This is a genomic window from Hymenobacter montanus, from assembly GCF_014699115.1.
In the GTDB taxonomy this organism is placed as follows: Bacteria; Bacteroidota; Bacteroidia; order Cytophagales; family Hymenobacteraceae; genus Hymenobacter; species Hymenobacter montanus.
The window spans coordinates 13875-30586 of the sequence record NZ_JACXAD010000010.1 but is presented as its reverse complement, the minus strand read 5'-3'; the positions used below and the strand labels follow the sequence as shown (position 1 = coordinate 30586).

Below are 16712 nucleotides of genomic sequence, written 5' to 3'. Positions count from 1 at the left end.
CCCTTTTAGCCCAAGCCGGAACCAGGGTGGTTGCCGTTGTTGAACGCGGGGCGCACGACGAGCCGCGGGCTGATCTGAAGCGGAGTTCCGCCCTACCGTTTCCTAAGCCGTTCTTTTGCACTCATGTTTGCCTTCCTTCTTGCTTCGCTGATGTCCCTCGCTCCTACTCCGCCGCCCGCCGCCTGGCGCACGCCCTTCGAAAACGACCCCACCGGCAACACTACGGCCACGTACGCCGAGTGCATCGCCTATTACCAAAAGCTGGCCGCCGCCTACCCGCAGGGGCTGCACCTGGCCGAGGCTGGCCCAACCGACATCGGCCAGCCCCTGCACGAAGCCGTGCTGTCGGCCGATGGCGACGCTGACCCCGTCAGCACCCGACGGAAGAACCGCCGGGTACTGTTCGTTCAAAACGGCATTCACCCCGGCGAGCCCGAGGGCATCGACGCCAGCATGATGCTGACCCGCGACCTGCTGCAACAGCCCCAACTGCGGAAGCTGCTGGCGGACGTCACGGTGGTGGTCGTGCCCGTCTACAACGTGGACGGCATGCTGAACCGTAGCGCCAGCGGCCGGGCCAACCAGAACGGCCCGGCCGCCTACGGCTTTCGGGGCAACGCCCGGCACCTCGACTTGAACCGCGACTACATCAAGCAAGACTCGCGCAATGCCCGCTCCTTCGCGGCCCTGTTTCAGAAGTGGCAGCCCGACGTGTTCGTGGAAACCCATACCTCGAATGGCGCCGACTACCAGTACACCATGACGCTGATTGCTACTCAGCACAACAAGCTGGCCCCGGCGCTGGGCACCTACCTGCAAAGCCAGCTGCTGCCGGCCCTATACCAGGGCATGGAACAGAAAAAGTGGCCCATGACACCCTACGTGGACTTCGAGGGCTCAACGCCCGAGAGTGGCCTGCAAGCGTTTCTGGAAAGCCCGCGCTACTCTACGGGCTACGCCGCGCTGTTCCACACCATCGGCTTCATGCCCGAAACCCACATGCTGAAGCCCTTCGCGGCGCGCGTGCATTCCACCTACGACTTCCTGAAAACCGTGCTCGAAACCGTGGGGCAGCAGTCGGCCGCGCTGGCGGCGGCCCGCCTCGCGGCGCGGGCCGGGCAAGCAACCCAAACGAGCTTCCCCCTGGCCTGGGCCCTCGACGACACCCAGGCCGAAACGGTTCAGTTCCGCGGCTACGAGGGGCGCATGAAGCCCAGCGAGGTCAGCGGCCAGCCCCGCCTCTACTACGACCGCGCCGCACCCTTTACCCGGCCGGTTAAGTACTTCAACACCTATAAGCCAACTGCCGTGGCCCGCCGCCCCACCGCCTACCTCATCCCCCAGGCCTGGGGCGAAGTAGTGGACCTGCTGCGTCGTAACGGCGCGGCTCCCGAGCCGCTGGCGCAGGACCTGACCATTCCGGTGGAAGTGTACTACCTCGAAGATTATAAAACCACCCCCAAGCCTTTCGAGGGCCACTACCTGCACAGCCAGGTGCAGCTGCGCCTGGTATCCGAAACGGTCACCTACCGCAAAGGTGACTACGTGTGCTACCTCACCGACGCGGCCCCGGTGCGCTACCTCATCGAAACGCTGGAGCCTCAAGCCACCGACTCATTTTTCGCGTGGGGCTTTTTCGACAGCGTGCTGCAGCAAAAAGAGCATTTCTCCGACTACGTGTTCGAGGACGTAGCCGCCGACCTCCTGCGCCGTGACCCTGCTCTACGCCAGCGCCTGGAAGCGCTCAAGGCCCAGAATGCAGCCTTTACCGGCCCCGCGCAGTTGGAGTGGGTGTATTTGAACTCGCCCCACCACGAGCAAGGGTTCAACCGCTACCCGGTGGCGCGCTGGCTGGGCCCGGGCAAGCTCCCCAGCAATTAGAGAGCGGCTCTGTCTGGATCGGCGCACCCGGCTGGATTCAGACGAATCAACGTACTATCATTCTAGAGACCTTCTTAGCAGCTGTTTAAGTTATTTATTCGCTAAAAATCAGATTCTTACCAATGCATTTGCCACCTTTTGGCGCGTTTGAAGGCCCCCTGAATAGTTGTTTCAGCGCACGGCCAGGCTGAGAAGGTGGTCTAACCGCAGGAAGAAGAAATAACTTAAACAACTTCTTAACAGAATTGCGGAAGTCCACGTCTCAAACGCACCGCACCCATTTTAAAACGAACTGCTCGCCATTAACCGTAATCAGTCTAACTCCTTTTTTCGGTAAGGTCATCGCTACAGGTTTATCAGCATGTGTATGGTCACACCAGGCTGCTACTTTACTCCCAGCAAAGGTGGGTAGGTTCAACTGTCAAGTGCCTTGAGATCAATCAAGGAGCGGCAGGAAGTAAGCTTTTGACTCACTCCAAGCTCAGCCAAGCTAAAGAATAGCTGCCATCCCCGTTACCAATTCAACCCTAATCAGAACAAAAAAGCCCCCTACATTGCTGTAGGGCGCTTTTTTTGGCTACTTCATAAATTCAATCTACCGCCGACGGCGCGGCTTTTCGTCCTCTTCCTCATCGTCGTCATCCCCAAAAGTGGGCATGGTGAACATGGAGGAGAGCAAGTCCTTGAACTGGGCACCCGAGGTGAGGCGGTTGCGCGAAATCAGGCTGTGCTCGGACAGGCCGTGGAGCAGGAACTCCATCAGGAAGTAGGTGTGCTCCGGAGTTTCGTGGGGGTGCAGCTCGGTCACGATGTCGCGCAGGCCCGGTACCAGGTCGAGGGCGGCGCGATAGTCGGCCGTGCTGGCGTCGTGCAGCAGGTCGAGGGTGTGGCCATTGCCGAACCACTCCTGCACGGCTTTGTAGGGCGAAGGACGGTTTTTGAGCTTCTTGGACTTGTCGGGGTCGGGGAAGTACTGGAGGAACAGCGTGCGAATGGCCTTGCCCATGAGCTTCTCGGCCACGATGCCCGCCCCTTCCTGCTCGCCCTCATACACCAGCTCCACCTTGCCGGTGATAGCCGGCACGGCCGAAATGAAGTCGCCCACCCGCACGTAGGTGTTCGGCTCGCCGTTTACCAGGGCCCGGCGCTCCGCCCCCGCTACCACCTGCTCGTAAGCCGAGATGGTGAGGCGGGCCGATACGCCCGACTTGGCGTCGACAAACTCGGAGCCGCGGGCTTCCACGGCCACTTGCTCGACCAGGTCGTGGACGATTTCGTTGCTGGTCACCAAACCCTTCTGCTCATCTTTGATGCGGGCCTCCTGCTTGGTGATGCGCTTGCCGATTTCGATGGACTTGGGGTAGTGGGTGATAATCTGGGCGTCAATTCGGTCTTTAAGCGGGGTCACGATGCTGCCGCGGTTGGTGTAGTCCTCGGGGTTGGCCGTGAACACGAACTGGATATCCAGCGGCAGCCGCACCTTAAACCCACGAATCTGGATGTCGCCTTCCTGCAGAATGTTGAACAGCGACACCTGAATCCGGGCCTGCAAGTCGGGCAGCTCATTAATCACGAAAATGCCACGGTGGGCCCGCGGAATCAGGCCGAAGTGAATGACGCGCTCGTCGGAATACGGCAGTTTGAGGGTGGCGGCTTTGATAGGGTCGGCGTCGCCAATCAAGTCGGCTACCGACACGTCGGGCGTGGCCAGCTTCTCGGTGTAGCGCTCGTCGCGGTGCAGCCAGGCCACGGGGGTGTTGTCGCCGTGCTCGGCAATGAGGTTTTTGGCGAATACCGACAGGGGCTGCAGCGGGTCGTCGTTCAGCTCGGCCCCGGCCACCACGGGCAGGTACTCGTCGAGCAGGTTAATCAGCAGGCGTGCGATGCGGGTTTTGGCCTGGCCGCGCAAGCCGAGCAGGTTGATGTGGTGCCCGGCCAGGATGGCGCGCTGCAGGTCCGGAATCACGGTTTCGTCGTAGCCGAAAATGCCTGGGAATACTTCTTCTTTATTGCGCAGCTTGGAAATCAGGTTTTCCCGCAGCTCTTGCTTAACGGTGCGGGGCGTGTAGCCACTGGCGCGGAGCTGGCCCAGGGTGTGGATGGTTTCGTGCTTCATGGAGACAAATAAGGGGAAACCGGTTTCCCGGCCTCCTTAACCGTTAAGGGCGGGCAGAGGTTCAGCGACCCTATGCAACCGGGCCGCGTTCCGTTTCGGCGTCCCGCTCCCTTTCACGAAGTACCGCAGTTTTTTGGGAAGCCCTGTAATATTTCGGCGGGCAACAGCTACTAACTGCTCAACTTTCCCCCTTGCCCCGATGCCGCCCCCGCTGCCCCTTGCTTTCGAAGATGCCCTGCGCCAATACGAAGGCCTGCTGCGGCGCGTAGCCCGCCTGTACTGCGCCGACGCCGACGACCAGCAGGACTTGTACCAGGAAACCCTGGTGCAGCTCTGGCGGGCTTGGTCCAGCTACGAGGGACGCGCCCAACGCAGCACCTGGGTGTACCGCGTGGCCCTGAACGTGGCCGTAGTCCAGCAGCGGCAACGCAACCGGCGGCCCCTTACTCGCTCGCTCGATCAAGCAGCGGTGCGCCAGCTAGCCGCGCCGGCTGCACCGGGGCCCGACGCGGATGAGTTGGCCCAACTCTACCAGGCTATTGGGCACCTCTCCGACGTCGATAAAGCATTGGTGCTACTGCGCCTGGAGGACCGGCCCGACCAGGAAGTGGCCGAAATCCTGGGCATTACGCCCAACAATGTGCGCGTGAAAATGCACCGGGCCCTGGATAAGCTCCGCCGGCTAATGGCCCATTAAACCGACGCGAAAAATCGCCTGGCCTTTTTCATCACCCCAAATTCAAACTTTAAGCACTTTTTACCATGACTACCCCCCACTTTTTCGACGAATTAAGCCGTCGTTGGCAACAGCAGACCCTTGCTCCAGCCGGCACCCCGGGCCAGTGGCAGGCCTTACTGGCCGGCGGCTCGCACGGCCCCGTCACCCAGATGATACGCCACGTATGGGCCGAGCTGATTGCTGGGGCGCTGATTACGGCTCCGCTCCTGGTCGCCTTACTGCGCATGCCCAGCGGTTGGGCCCAAGGGCTAGCTGCGGGCCTGGCTGGCCTCGGCGGACTTTCTCTTTTCTACTATTACAGCCAGCTGCAGCTGTTGCGCCAGCTGCAACACTCCGCCGACCCGCTCCGCAGCCACGCCGCCGGGTACCTGCGCCAGTTGCGCGGCCTGCTGCGTCTTAGCCACCGCGCTAGCCTGGGGCTGACGGTTGTTTTGGCCGCGCTGGCACTCTATGGCGCCAAACAATTCGTGCTGCCAGCCTTGCCCGCGGCAGCCACCTGCTCTTTCCTGCTGTGGTTTGGCTTGACGGTAGCAGCTAGCCTGGCCTTGGTGCACTGGCTCACGAAATGGCACATTCGTGAGTCCTACGGTCAGCATATCGACCGGCTCGAAGCAGTGCTGCAAGAGCTGCCCCCCGAGTAGACCAGTTTCTCTTACAGCCTTACGCATCGGTTTCTTACTGGCCTCAAATACGAAGTACCGAGACCTTTCGCCGCCAAATAATTAAGCCCTGCCCCAGAAAGGCAGGGGCACCAACACAAAAGGAGCTTGAGAACGGCGGCTGGGGCTGCCGTTCTCAAGCTCCTTTCTATTTCTTATTCTTAGCTCTTAAGGCTTATTCTTCGCGCACCACCAGTTGTGTGGCGCGTCCGTCGGCCGTGCGCACTACGTACAGGCCCGCCGCCAGCCCGCTCAAGTCTAGCGTCATAGCCCCCGGCTTGTAGTGGCGCACCATCCGTCCCAACCCGTCAAACAACTCCGTTGCTGCTTTCGGGCTCGCGTCTACCAGGCGCACCGACCGGCTGGCGGGGTTAGGGAAGATGAGCAGCGCCCGGTCGGCCCCAGAGGTAGTGAGTGGCCCTCCGCTTGTGGTCGACAGGGGCGTGCTGCCAAACTCGTACGCACCAGCGTCGGGCTGCCCTACCCGGGGCGCGCCGCGCTGGTCGGTAGCCGGGGCGCCGGGGGCCGTGCCGATGTTGATTGCCGGGCTACCCGCGGGCAGCGCCTGGGTTGGCGTCGGGCCCCCGTTGTTGGCCAGCGGCGCCAGTCGCGCGTCGGCCACGAGCACGTCATTGGTTAGCCAGCCTTCGCGCACGGTGTTACCGTCTACGACGAAGTTTTCCGGCCATTGCAGGTTACCCGCGGCTACCGTCAGCTCACTGCCATTATTGATGGTTCCTCCGGCGTACGCGTTGCTCTGATTGGCGCTGCCCGTCAAGTTGTTATAGAAGATGGAATTACCAAGAGTCAGGGTGCCAATGTTGAAGATGGCACTGCCAAAGTTGCCGGCTCGGTTGGCGCTAAAAGTTGTATTTAGCAAATTAGCTCGTTTTTCGGCGCCGCCGCTAATGGCCAGGCCTCCACCCAAGCCGGCAGTCACATTGCCGGTGAAGGTACAGTTGCGCACGTTCAACAGCGTGTTGGTCAACCACACTCCGCCACCGGCTCCGGGCGTGGTGTTGCGGGCGAAAGTGGAGTTGGTAAGCGTGAGTGGCCCGTTCAGGTAGTAAAGGCCCCCACCGAGGTCCCCATCTGAGTTTACGGTGTTGTCCTCGAACGTGCAGCGGTCAATGGTAGCGGTGCTCTCCTTGTTTTCATAAAAAATCAGGGCTGCAGCACCGCCCTGCTGGTTGGCCGTATTGCGGCGCAACTGACAGCCGCACAGGCTCATGGTGTTGGTCACGCCGTTTTGGTCCACGCCGTCCACGTACACGGCCCCGCCAATACCGCCTTTGTCAAAGGTGCCGCCCGTGCCCGTGGCCTGATTGTTTTCAAAGAGGCAGTTGATGAAACGCTGAGCCGAGCCGATGGTACCCACGGCTCCGCCGTTGGCCCCGCGGTTGTTGGTGAAGGAGCAGCCGACAAAGGAGACGTCGTCGTACACGACGGTGTGAACCGCCCCGCAGGCGTCGGACTGCAATACCGGCCCCACGTTGTTGATAAACTGCACGTTGGTTACTTGCAGCCGGCCGTTGGCCCGGCCCCGGATGGCCGCCCCACCCAAGCGGTCGTCGGTGCCGTTGTCGACCACGAAGCCATCGCGCAGGATCATGTTTTGCAGGCCCAGCAGGGTAGCGTCGCCCGGGCCCGCCGCGGTAGCCTTGTCGAAGATGCGCACCGTATTTCCGCCGCTGATGGTGAGCCGGTTCAGCCCGTCAATTACCACCCGCACGTTGGGAACCTGCAGGGTGCTGGTTAACGTGAGCGTGTACGGTGCGGGGCCGCAGTTGCAGACAATATTTCCCCCCGCGTTTATTAATTGCTGCAAGGCCGCCTGGGTGCAGCTGCCCGGAGTACCGTTGCCAAAAGAGACCGGATTTGTCATAGTAATGGGCGGTGGAGCGGGGCATATAGGGGTTTGAGCCTGGGTAACCAAGTCGCCGCTCAAGATGGCAAACAGAATCAAATAATATTTTTTCATAGTACGATTAAAAAAGAGAGTGGATGAGATAATGTTTTGGTGAGAGCTAAGATACGTAAATCTAGCACAGAGGGCGACTTTTTCTAATAAGTTAGTCAAAACAAGAAACACCTTCATGGCAACCTGAAATGAAATGTTTTCAATATCACCGTAGGCCCTTAGCTATTCGAAGCAATTTTATCGCGAAGTCCGATAGGTTTTCTGAATATATAATAAATATATCTAAAAATACTGAACCGAACCTGTTCAGAGCACTTATCACAATTGTTTACATGCCCAAATACTGGTTGATATTAGTGCCCAAGAGTCCCTCCAGTCCTTGGCTGGGAGAGGGTTTTAAAATTAGGAATTAAAACTAACAGGATAGCAACCGTATTACCCGCCACCCGACCTTCCTTTGTTACAACGGCTTACGCTCATAGCCCATTGGGCTCAGTCAGAAGGCCCTCGCACCTCTGCACAACCAGCCGCTAGCACGCCCAGCTATGCTATAGTTGAAGAATTTTACCTCCCAAAATTAGCACTACGAGCAGGTTTTGGGGCCAAATGAGTGGGTGCTGCAGCGACTAACCAGTAAATATTCTGAAGTGGTTCGGAGCCAGGTATTGAATTTCACTAACTCAGTAAAAGATGAAACAAACCCAATTTCCTTAACCTGGAAACTTCTTTTAAACCGTGCCGAGGCGCTGCCTCGGCTAAGCAAAGCCAGCCTAAGCAGGGCCAAAAATTCAGGTGCGACACCGCTTATTAAATTATTGTTAAATGAAAATGCCAAGCTTTTGGGGTGCTACCCCAAAAGCTTGGCATTTTCATCGAAAGAATTATTCTTTGGGGTAACCCCCTTCTCAATCCTTGAGAACGATGAGGGAGGTATTACCAGTAAGCTTACAGGGTCTTGCGGCGGTTCTTTTTGTAGTCTTCAAACACCAGGTGGCCTAAGCCCTTGAGACCGGAATAATAGGCCTTACCCTGATTTACCTCGGTGAATTCCTCCACGAATTTTTGCAGGTACGGGTCGGAGGTAATCATAAACGTGGTGATGGGAATTTTCACGCGACGGGCGGCGGCGGCCAGGTTCAGGGTTTTGTTCACCACTTTGCGGTCGAGGCCAAAAGCGTTTTTGTAGTAGCCGTTGCCCTCTTTCAGGCAGGTCGGCTTGCCATCGGTAATCATGAAGATCTGCTTGTTGGGCGTTTTGCGCTTGCGCAGCAGGTCCATGGCCAGCTCCAGGCCGGCCACGGTGTTGGTATGGTAGGGGCCCACTTGCAGGTAGGGCAGGTCCTTGACTTCAATCTGCCAGGCATCATTGCCGAACACGATGACGTCGAGGAAATCCTTGGGGTATTTCTGCTTCACGAGCTCGGCCAGGGCCATGGCCACTTTTTTGGCTGGGGTGATGCGGTCCTCACCGTAGAGAATCATCGAGTGCGAGATGTCAATCATGAGCACGGTGCTGGTCTTGGACTTGTGCTCATTCTCACGCACTTCCAGGTCGCCCTCGGTCAGCATAAAGTCGTCGCCGTCCATGCCATGGTTGAGTTGGGCGTTGCGGATGGATTCCGACATCTGAATCTGCTCCAGGGAATCGCCGAAGCGGAACTCGCGCAGGTCGGTGCTTTGCTCGTCGCCCTGACCGGTGTGGGGAGTGCGGTGGTTGCCGGTACTGCTTTTCTTCAGCTTCCCGAAAATCTCCTCCAGGGCGCTTTTGCGGATGCCCTGCTCGGTTTTGGGCGTAATCTTGAATTCGCCCCTCTCTTGCTCGTTTTCGTCGATGTAACCCTTTTTTTTGAGGTCATCAATGAAATTGCCCATGCCGTAGTTATCGTCGGTCAGGCCATACTGCTTGTCGAGCTCATTGAGCCACTGCAGGGCCTCGCCCACGTCGCCGGAAGTGATGGTGACGAGCTGCATAAACAGCTTAAACAACGACTCAAACCCTTTTTCGGGCTGATCTTCAGGTACAAAATCGCGGAAGCGGAAGCCAACGGCCATAAATTCTTATTTCAGGATAGACCCGGAAAACAACGGGCGCGCGGGCAATGTTCAATTCGCAGCCGGCCGCCGCCTTCGTAGCAGCGGCCACCCGGGCCCGGACCGCTTTCCGGCTTACTCTTTTTTTGTAGTTTACCACCGTTCAACACCCCCGCCACCCAGGCCGTACACCACCTAATGAAAGCCATCTGGAACAACACCGTCGTAGCCGAAAGCGACGACACCATCGTGATTGAAAACAATCATTATTTCCCCGCCGACTCCCTCAAAAAGGAGTTTTTTGAAGATAGCATCGCCCAAACTACCTGCCCCTGGAAAGGTCGGGCCAGCTACTATTCGCTGCGCGTGAACGGGGAGCAGAACAAAGATGCCGCCTGGTACTACCCCGACCCCAAAGATGCCGCCAAGGAAATCAAAGGCCGCGTAGCCTTCTGGAAAGGCGTGAAAATTGAAAAGTAGCAGCGGTAGAAAAGCCCGCCGTTAGCGAGCCACCGCACGTCATGCCCCGGCTGCGCTCGGCATGACGTGCTTTATTGATCCCCCACCTTAATCCCCACCGGCAGTTCCAAACTGCGCAAGAATCGGGTTTCCGGGGCGGGCGCACCGGGCGAATTTTGCAGTCACTCAGCCCCCAACTGCCATGACTGACTACCAACGCATTGCCGCCGCGCTCACTTTCGCCGGCACCCATTTCCAGCAGCAGCCCACCCTGGAGGAATTAGCCGAACAGGCCCATTGGAGCCCGTTTCATTTCCAGCGCAAGTTTCAGGAGTGGGCGGGGGTTTCGCCCAAGAAATTCCTGCAATACCTCAGCCTCGACCACGCTAAGCACCTGTTGCGGCAAAGCGCCTCGGTGGCCGAGGCGGCCGAGGAAACCGGCCTTTCCGGCACCGGCCGCCTGCACGACCTGTTCGTGACCCTGGAAGCCATGACGCCCGGCGAATACCGCCAAGGCGGCGCCCACCTGACCATCCACTACAGCTTCGGCGAAAGTCTGTTCGGGCCTTATCTGGTAGCTTCTACCGGCAAAGGCATCTGCAAGCTGGTGTTTATGGACGACGCTGAGACGGCGCTGGCGGAGCTGCGCCGGGAATGGCCCAAGGCCACCCTGACCGCCGTAGAAACTGCATTTCACGCCCAGGTGGCCCGTTTTTTCGCCCGCGACTTCGCTCCCACCACCCGGCTGCGGCTTCACCTTCGAGGCACGCCATTCCAGCTCAAGATTTGGGAATCTCTGCTGCGGATTCCGGAAGGCGAGCGGCGAACGTATGCCCAAGTGGCCCACGCGGCCGAAAATGGGGCGGCCGTGCGGGCGGCCGGCACGGCCATCGGGGCCAATCCAGTGGGCTACCTCATCCCCTGCCACCGCGTAATTCGGCAAACCGGCGAGTTGGGCCACTACCGCTGGGGCCCTACGCGCAAAGCAGCGCTGCTGGGCTGGGAGGCGGCCCGCACTGAGGCAGGGGCCGTTATGACTCCTCTGGACGCGCCGGCCGCTGGAGCTCTGCTTCGCTCGTTTGACGGGGTCGACAAGCGAGCTCCTGAGCCGTAAAAACCATTTGTTCCCGGCAGTTGCCGCTCATCACGAAAGCAGCCGGCTTCTACTCCCCGCCGGGCAGTTGCTGAATTCTTATGTTCCGGGGCTGCAGCGTATCGATGTATACTGCCAGGCGGGTAAAATCGCCCAGGATTTGGTAGCGCTGCTCACGGGGGTGCTGCGGGGGCCGGAACCTGGGCAGCTGCTTTAGTTTCAGTTCGGTAATGTTACCCGGCCGGGCTTTGGGCACCACGACCAGCTTGCCTTCGTCCTCCACGAAAACATAGGCCCGTGCGGCCCTGGCCCACACCCGCAGTAAATCGGAGCCCATTGCTCCGGAAACCTTCAGCCGAAACCGGCGGATTACCCGGCCGCTGGTGCTCATAATAAAAGCCGTAGGCAAACGCCGTTGCGCCGGCGTGGTCACAAAATCGTATCTGGCCGGGGGCGCGGTTACAACCGCCCCGGGCACTGGGAGCGGCCCCTCGCTCCCCGACTCTACCACTGGCTCCTGGCTTGCTTTGTAATCGCCATTGGCATAGACCACCAGCAAGGTCGTATCGTTGAGAAAACGGGCGGCTTGTAACTCCGCGTGCGATTTATTGAGCTTTAAGGGTGGGTGGCCCGCCCGCAGCACTTCGGAGCAGGTAAGCACGGCGCGGCCCGAGGGCGAAACCTGGGGGTCGCAGTCGGCCGCGCTGGAGTAAGCCGGGCCGCTGGGCGAAAGACGCCGGACCCGGCCCTGGCGGTCGAGGAGCAGCGTGGCGCGCCAGCCAAGGTCGGTATTTGGCACGTTGAGGTAACAAACGAACACCAGCGACCCGAGGGCCGCGCTGTACCCCAGGTAGCTGGGGCGGGGCATGTTCATCACCGTTACTGCATCGCGCGGGCCCACGGAATAGAAGTCCGGCTTGCGCAGTTTTCGCCGGAATACCAGCGCTTTTCCCACCGAATCGCGCAAGGTAAACGTGTACGTTTCCTGGTAGCCCCGCACCCGATGCGCCTGCCAGGCCGTGTCGCTGGGCGCGGCAAAACCTGGCCCCAACGATTCGGACGGCTCAAAATCGATTGGGCGAGTCGAATCAGTTTCCACCCGCACAGCCAGGCGGTAATGCCGCGTACCCAGGCGAATCAGCGAATCGATGGGGCCGGGCGCGCGCGAATAGCGGCGCGTCAGGTCAGCGGTGTCGGGCGGAACAGTAGCCGGCTTGGGGGCGACTGTGGAATCGGGCAGCGCGGCAGAAATTGCCGCCGCCGGTTGTTCCGCCGAGTGGACGTTGCGGCGCGTTTCACAGGCGCTCAACAAGAGAAAAGTGCTCAGACCGAGCAGGGCGCCAGGAAGCAGTCTCATACAGTTTGGGTAATCAACTGCAATAAACGACGACAGCCGCCCAGCAAACCCAGAGGCAGGCTGAACGGCTGTTACCTATTACTTGATGTTTGTTATCTCAAGTTGCGAACCAGCCTCATAGCGGCGGTAGATTGGTAGTAATTCAACGAGGCCTGGTGGTTGAGAGCCGCGTAGCGGTGACAGATAGTTCAGACGGTTCTATCACCGCTACGCGGTTCTCATTTGGCCTGGGTTACCCTTCTCTACCAATCTACCGCCGCGACGCGGCTCTTCCCCTTGGGTTTGCTAGGTGACCTACGAAATCCACTTGAACTTGTATTCCAGCTTGGGCACGGGCATGCGGTCAGCCACGCGGCGCAGGCGGTTGGGCAGGGCCATAATGTAGTCGCGGGCCTTTTCGGCGGCGCTGTTGAGGCCGCCGAGGTGCTCAATTTTCCAGTCGTGAATGAGCGAGTCGAGGATGTCGGTGTAATCGGTGCTGGTGTACACGCCGAGGCGCTGGGCGGCGTCGGTGAAGTGGCCGAAGGTCTTGCCCATTTCGATGCCCATTTCGCGCATGTAGTGGGCCGGCATCACGATTTTTTTGCGCATCATGTCCTCGAAGGCCAGCATCATTTCGTTGGGGTCGACCTCAAAGATTTTCTCCACAAACGTCTTGTATACGCGGGCGTGACGGTTTTCGTCGCCGGCAATCATGCCGCAGATCTTCGACAACTGATCTTCGCCGGCGGCGCGGGCCAGCTGGCCCACCCGGCGATGCGAAATGTTGGTGGCCTGCTCCTGGTAGCTGGTGTACACGAAGGCCCGGTACGGGTCGTGGGCCGTGCCGAGGTCGAAGCCATCGTTGATGAGGTATTGGGTGCTGACCTCAAACTCGCGCATGTTCACGCGGCCCGAAAGGTAGAGGTAGCGGTTGAGCAAGTCGCCGTGGCGGTTCTCCTCGGCCGTCCAGCCCCGGATCCACTGCGCCCAGCCGTTGTCGCGGTCGCGGTTCAGGTCGTCGAGCTCGTGGAACCAGGCTTCGTAGTTCGGGAGGGCTTCTTCGGTAACCGTGTCGCCAATAAGCACGGCGAGGAGGTCGTAGCTCAGGTTTTTAGCTTTTTCGCGCAGCTCCTTCACCTGGTCGAAAAACGAGTCGAGGCGCGAGTCGGGCAGAAAATCGGCGGGCTGCCAGCTTTCTTCTACGCTCTTGAGGAAGGAACTCATGTTGGATTTGAGGAAGCCTTCGAGGTGCTGCAGGACTTCGCTGCGGGAAGTCATCGTGGACGTAAGCATAGGATAGGAGGCAAAAACGTGAGTAATGAATTAGGAAACGCTTTCGCGGGGACAAAGGTCTGTTGCGCGCACAGGCAGGTGGGTATAAGATTATGGCATTAGCCTAACCGAATCCGCTCACCCGCCCAGGGCCGGCTTAGCAATTGCACTTTATCCCCGATCCATACCTCAGCATTAGGGCGCGAGAGGCTGATAGAAAAGCAGGGCGGTATCGGCCGCCAGGGGGGCTGTGGGCCGCAGAACCACGGCGGGGCCCGCCCCGGTGTCGTTCCGAAAGCGGCGATTCAGCCACTGAGCGGTTTCGCGGGAAAGCAGCCAGCGAGTGCCGCGGGTGGGCTCGGCGAGGCGACGCAGGCAAGAGCTTTGGTCGGCGGTGCCGGTCAGGCTGCGGCGCAGCTCCCGCTGCGATTGGTCGTGGGACTGCCAGCCCGAGAGCATCAGCACCGGGCCCGGGCCGGGGGTGCGCACCCGCCACGGCGACAGGCTCTTGAGCACGTCGGTCGCCCCGGCCAGCACCCGCACGCGGCCCGCGGTACGACGGCTGATTTCGGCCAACACCCTTTCGTGGCGGCTCCGCTCCTGCCCCAGGGCCTGGCGGCGGTGTAGCATTTTGGCTCCGTACAGTGCCAGGAGCACCAGCAGAGCCACTAGCGCTACCAGGCGCCAACTGGCGGCCGGTCGGGCTGCTGAGTCGCCAGGGCCTATTTTTGCCGTTAACCAGGCGTAGGGGAATAAGCCGGCTGGGTAAGCCTGGGCGTCTTTTAGTAAAAGTCCCAGGTTGGCGAGCAGCCAAAAGTCCAGCACCGGCAATTCGAGACGGGGTGGCAGTTTGAGCAGGCCCGCTAATACCACTAGCGCAGCAGCAAAACCCGCTTGAACACCCCAAAACCAGAGTTCTCGGCCCCGGCGCCGGCCGGCGACCACCGCCGTGGCGACCAACGCCAGCAGCAGGAGAAAATAGTCGCGTAGCAACAGTTCGGCCCGCAACCGAAGCTTGGCAGGCACCACCTGGCCTAGAAAGTCGGCGGCCTCGAACCGGTAGGCCCGGGAGCAGAAGCCTTCGTTTACGACGGTGGAATCCCCCATCAGCCACAGCCCCAGGGCTGCCGTGCCCAGGCTGTCGGCCGCCGTACGCGGCCGTGGGCGCAGCTGGTCAAAATCGAGAACGCGGGCAAACGCCCGGTCGCGCGCCTGCGTGCGTGCCGCGGCGGGGGTTTGCCACAGGGCGGCCCCGCCCGCCAGCAGCCCCAGGCTCACTGCCGTGCTTAACACCACCGGCCGGGCCCGGCGCCAGCTGCCCGCCAGCAGCAGGGCCGCGGGCAGGGCGGCCCCGTAGCCAGCCCAGGCCAGGCCCGGCCGCAGCAGCCACGCCGCCCCCAGCCCGGCCAGCCCGACCAGCAGCGCCCCGCGGTGGCCCGGCCGCTGGGCCGCGAAGAGCAGCGCCGCCCCCGCCAGCACCAGCACCACCCGCACGTGGCTGAACCACAGCCAATGCTCCAACCACGCCCCCGCAAAAAACAGCACCAGGACCAACCCCAGCGCCCCTGCCCGCAGGTGCGGGCGCAGCATCCGATCGAGCACCGCAAAGGTGAGTACGGTGCCTGCCGCCAGCAGCCCTGCCAACAGTACCCCAACCCACGACACCCCGGGCCAGGCCATATACGCCGCCGCCAGCACGTGCCCGTAGCCGTGAAAATACAGCGGCAGCGATGGCACTGGCGCCCCGGTTAGCACGCCCGAAAAAAGCCAGGCCAGGGTGGTGTCGTCACTGGTTTCATAATAGCTGCCCAGGCCCGCTACGGTGGCCAGGACCAGCGCCAGGGGCAGCAGCACCACGCGGGCAAAAATGGCTAGGCGGGAATGGTTGGGCACCGGGGCAGCGTGAGATTGACTGCGAATAAACGGGACGCGGCGGCATTGTGCCCACTCAGCCGGTGTTTTGAGGGACAGCCCAGGCGGGGCAAGGCCCGTGAAGATAGGTTGCCGGGGCAACTAGCATCCTACAGTTGTTGCGGGGTAAGACGGTTCAACCCAGGGTCGAGGCATATTCCAAGCTGAGCGGGGCCTCCCGCGTGCAGTCGCTCAGCACGTGAGAGGCCCCGCTCGGCATGGCGACCATAATTAGCTAATTTTTACTTTTTAACATTTATATATGTACAGTAACTCCGAAATCGCTCTAACGCATTGGCGCTGAACAACCGCATTATACTGGCGCCGCAACCACGCTAGGGAACCAGCTGGCTCCAGGCAACCAACGCCCAGTCGAGCAGCCGGGGCCGGGCGACTTGCCGCAGCAGGGCGAACAAGGCCTGCGCTTCGGCGGAACGGCGACGGCGGGCGGCCTGGCGTAGCTCCCAGCGCAGGCGGGTGGCCAGGGCGGCGTGTTCGGCGGGGGTGCGGGCCAGGGCCAGGGCCTTTTCGCATACGCGGATGGTGGAGGCCAGGTAGGGGTCGTGGCGGCGGTAGGCGCGGCTGCTCATGCTGCGCGGGTGCTTGCGCTTGCGGGTCGTCACCTCATCGAGGTACACGAACTGCCAGTCGCAGCTGGCGCGCACCCAGAAGTCAAAGTCTTCGTAGGCCAGGGCCTCATCGTAGCCCCCCAACTGGATTAGGCAGGCGCGGCGCATCATCATGGTGGGCGTGCTGATGAAATACCGGCGCAGCACTTCAGCGAATACCCACCCGCTGGCGGGTTGGGGCCGTAGGCCGCCGTGGCCGTCGGGTCGGTGGTGGAGTCCCAGCCTTCCGCCGCCTTCGTCAATTAGCTCGGCGTTGGAATATACCACGCCCACCGTCGAGCCAGCGGCCTCAAACGCCGCGACCTGCTGGCTCAGCCGCTCGGGCAGCAGGACGTCGTCGGTGGCGAAATCAATTACCAGCTCGCCCCGGCTCTGACGAAAGGCGGTGTTGAAAGCACGGCAGTTGCCCACGTTTTCGGGCAGCAGCAGCAGGTGCCAGCCGGGATTTTGGGCCGCGTACTCGCGCAGAATGGCGGGGCTGTCGTCGGTGCTGGCGTCATCCACCAGCCATACTTCCACGTTCGGGTAGGTTTGGCTGAGAATGGAATCCAGCGCCTCGCGCACGAACAGCGCGTGGTTGTGGCACAGCGCCACGATGGTGACCAGCGGCTTACTGGCGCTTACTGCAGGCGAAGGGGCGGAAGAGTTGGGCATGAAGCAGA

The 16712-nt window shown here is 60.7% G+C and carries 12 protein-coding genes; 5 read left to right on the top strand and 7 right to left on the bottom strand.

All coding sequences use genetic code 11. The features are described 5' to 3' along the window. The first annotated feature begins 150 nt into the window (after positions 1-150). Positions 151-1881 (top strand): M14 family zinc carboxypeptidase, encoded by a 1731-nt coding sequence (locus tag IC235_RS10385; protein ID WP_223847203.1) that lies wholly within the window; start codon positions 151-153, stop codon positions 1879-1881. A 595-nt stretch (positions 1882-2476) separates the two neighbouring features. Here IC235_RS10385 and IC235_RS10380 read toward each other — a convergent pair. Next, positions 2477-3997: a sigma 54-interacting transcriptional regulator gene (locus IC235_RS10380; protein ID WP_191005117.1), complete on the bottom strand. Its 1521-nt coding sequence runs from the start codon at positions 3995-3997 to the stop codon at positions 2477-2479. Positions 3998-4196: 199 nt separating this feature from the next. Between IC235_RS10380 and IC235_RS10375 the strand changes: the two genes are divergently transcribed. Further along, the gene (locus IC235_RS10375; RefSeq protein ID WP_191005116.1) at positions 4197-4694 is read left to right on the top strand and encodes an RNA polymerase sigma factor; all 498 of its coding nucleotides are present in this window, start codon (positions 4197-4199) and stop codon (positions 4692-4694) included. A 65-nt stretch (positions 4695-4759) separates the two neighbouring features. Then, positions 4760-5377, top strand: coding sequence for a hypothetical protein (locus tag IC235_RS10370; protein WP_191005115.1), 618 nt, complete (start codon positions 4760-4762; stop codon positions 5375-5377). Positions 5378-5570: 193 nt separating this feature from the next. On the opposite strand, the gene IC235_RS10365 is transcribed toward IC235_RS10370, so the two are convergent. Next, the gene (locus IC235_RS10365; protein ID WP_191005114.1) at positions 5571-7376 is read right to left on the bottom strand and encodes a choice-of-anchor Q domain-containing protein; all 1806 of its coding nucleotides are present in this window, start codon (positions 7374-7376) and stop codon (positions 5571-5573) included. Positions 7377-8261: 885 nt separating this feature from the next. Continuing rightward, the gene (locus IC235_RS10360) at positions 8262-9368 is read right to left on the bottom strand and encodes a vWA domain-containing protein (protein ID WP_191005113.1); all 1107 of its coding nucleotides are present in this window, start codon (positions 9366-9368) and stop codon (positions 8262-8264) included. 177 nt (positions 9369-9545) lie between these two features. Between IC235_RS10360 and IC235_RS10355 the strand changes: the two genes are divergently transcribed. Both IC235_RS10355 and IC235_RS10350 read left to right on the top strand, forming a co-directional pair. Beyond that, positions 9546-9827, top strand: a complete 282-nt coding sequence (locus IC235_RS10355; protein ID WP_191005112.1) for a DUF427 domain-containing protein — start codon at positions 9546-9548, stop codon at positions 9825-9827. 181 nt (positions 9828-10008) lie between these two features. After that, on the top strand, positions 10009-10920 hold the full coding sequence (locus IC235_RS10350) for a bifunctional transcriptional activator/DNA repair enzyme AdaA (RefSeq protein WP_191005111.1): 912 nt from the start codon (positions 10009-10011) through the stop codon (positions 10918-10920). A gap of 49 nt (positions 10921-10969) precedes the next feature. On the opposite strand, the gene IC235_RS10345 is transcribed toward IC235_RS10350, so the two are convergent. The 4 genes from IC235_RS10345 to IC235_RS10330 form a co-directional block, all read right to left on the bottom strand. After that, on the bottom strand, positions 10970-12256 hold the full coding sequence (locus IC235_RS10345; RefSeq protein WP_191005110.1) for a hypothetical protein: 1287 nt from the start codon (positions 12254-12256) through the stop codon (positions 10970-10972). Positions 12257-12550: 294 nt separating this feature from the next. Continuing rightward, complete coding sequence (locus IC235_RS10340; protein WP_191005109.1) at positions 12551-13531, bottom strand: acyl-ACP desaturase; 981 nt, start codon at positions 13529-13531, stop codon at positions 12551-12553. Positions 13532-13705: 174 nt separating this feature from the next. After that, positions 13706-15403, bottom strand: coding sequence for a hypothetical protein (locus IC235_RS10335; RefSeq protein ID WP_191005108.1), 1698 nt, complete (start codon positions 15401-15403; stop codon positions 13706-13708). Positions 15404-15756: 353 nt separating this feature from the next. Then, entirely contained in the window at positions 15757-16704 is a 948-nt protein-coding gene (locus tag IC235_RS10330) for a glycosyltransferase family 2 protein (protein WP_191005107.1), read from the bottom strand. Positions 16705-16712 lie beyond the last annotated feature (8 nt).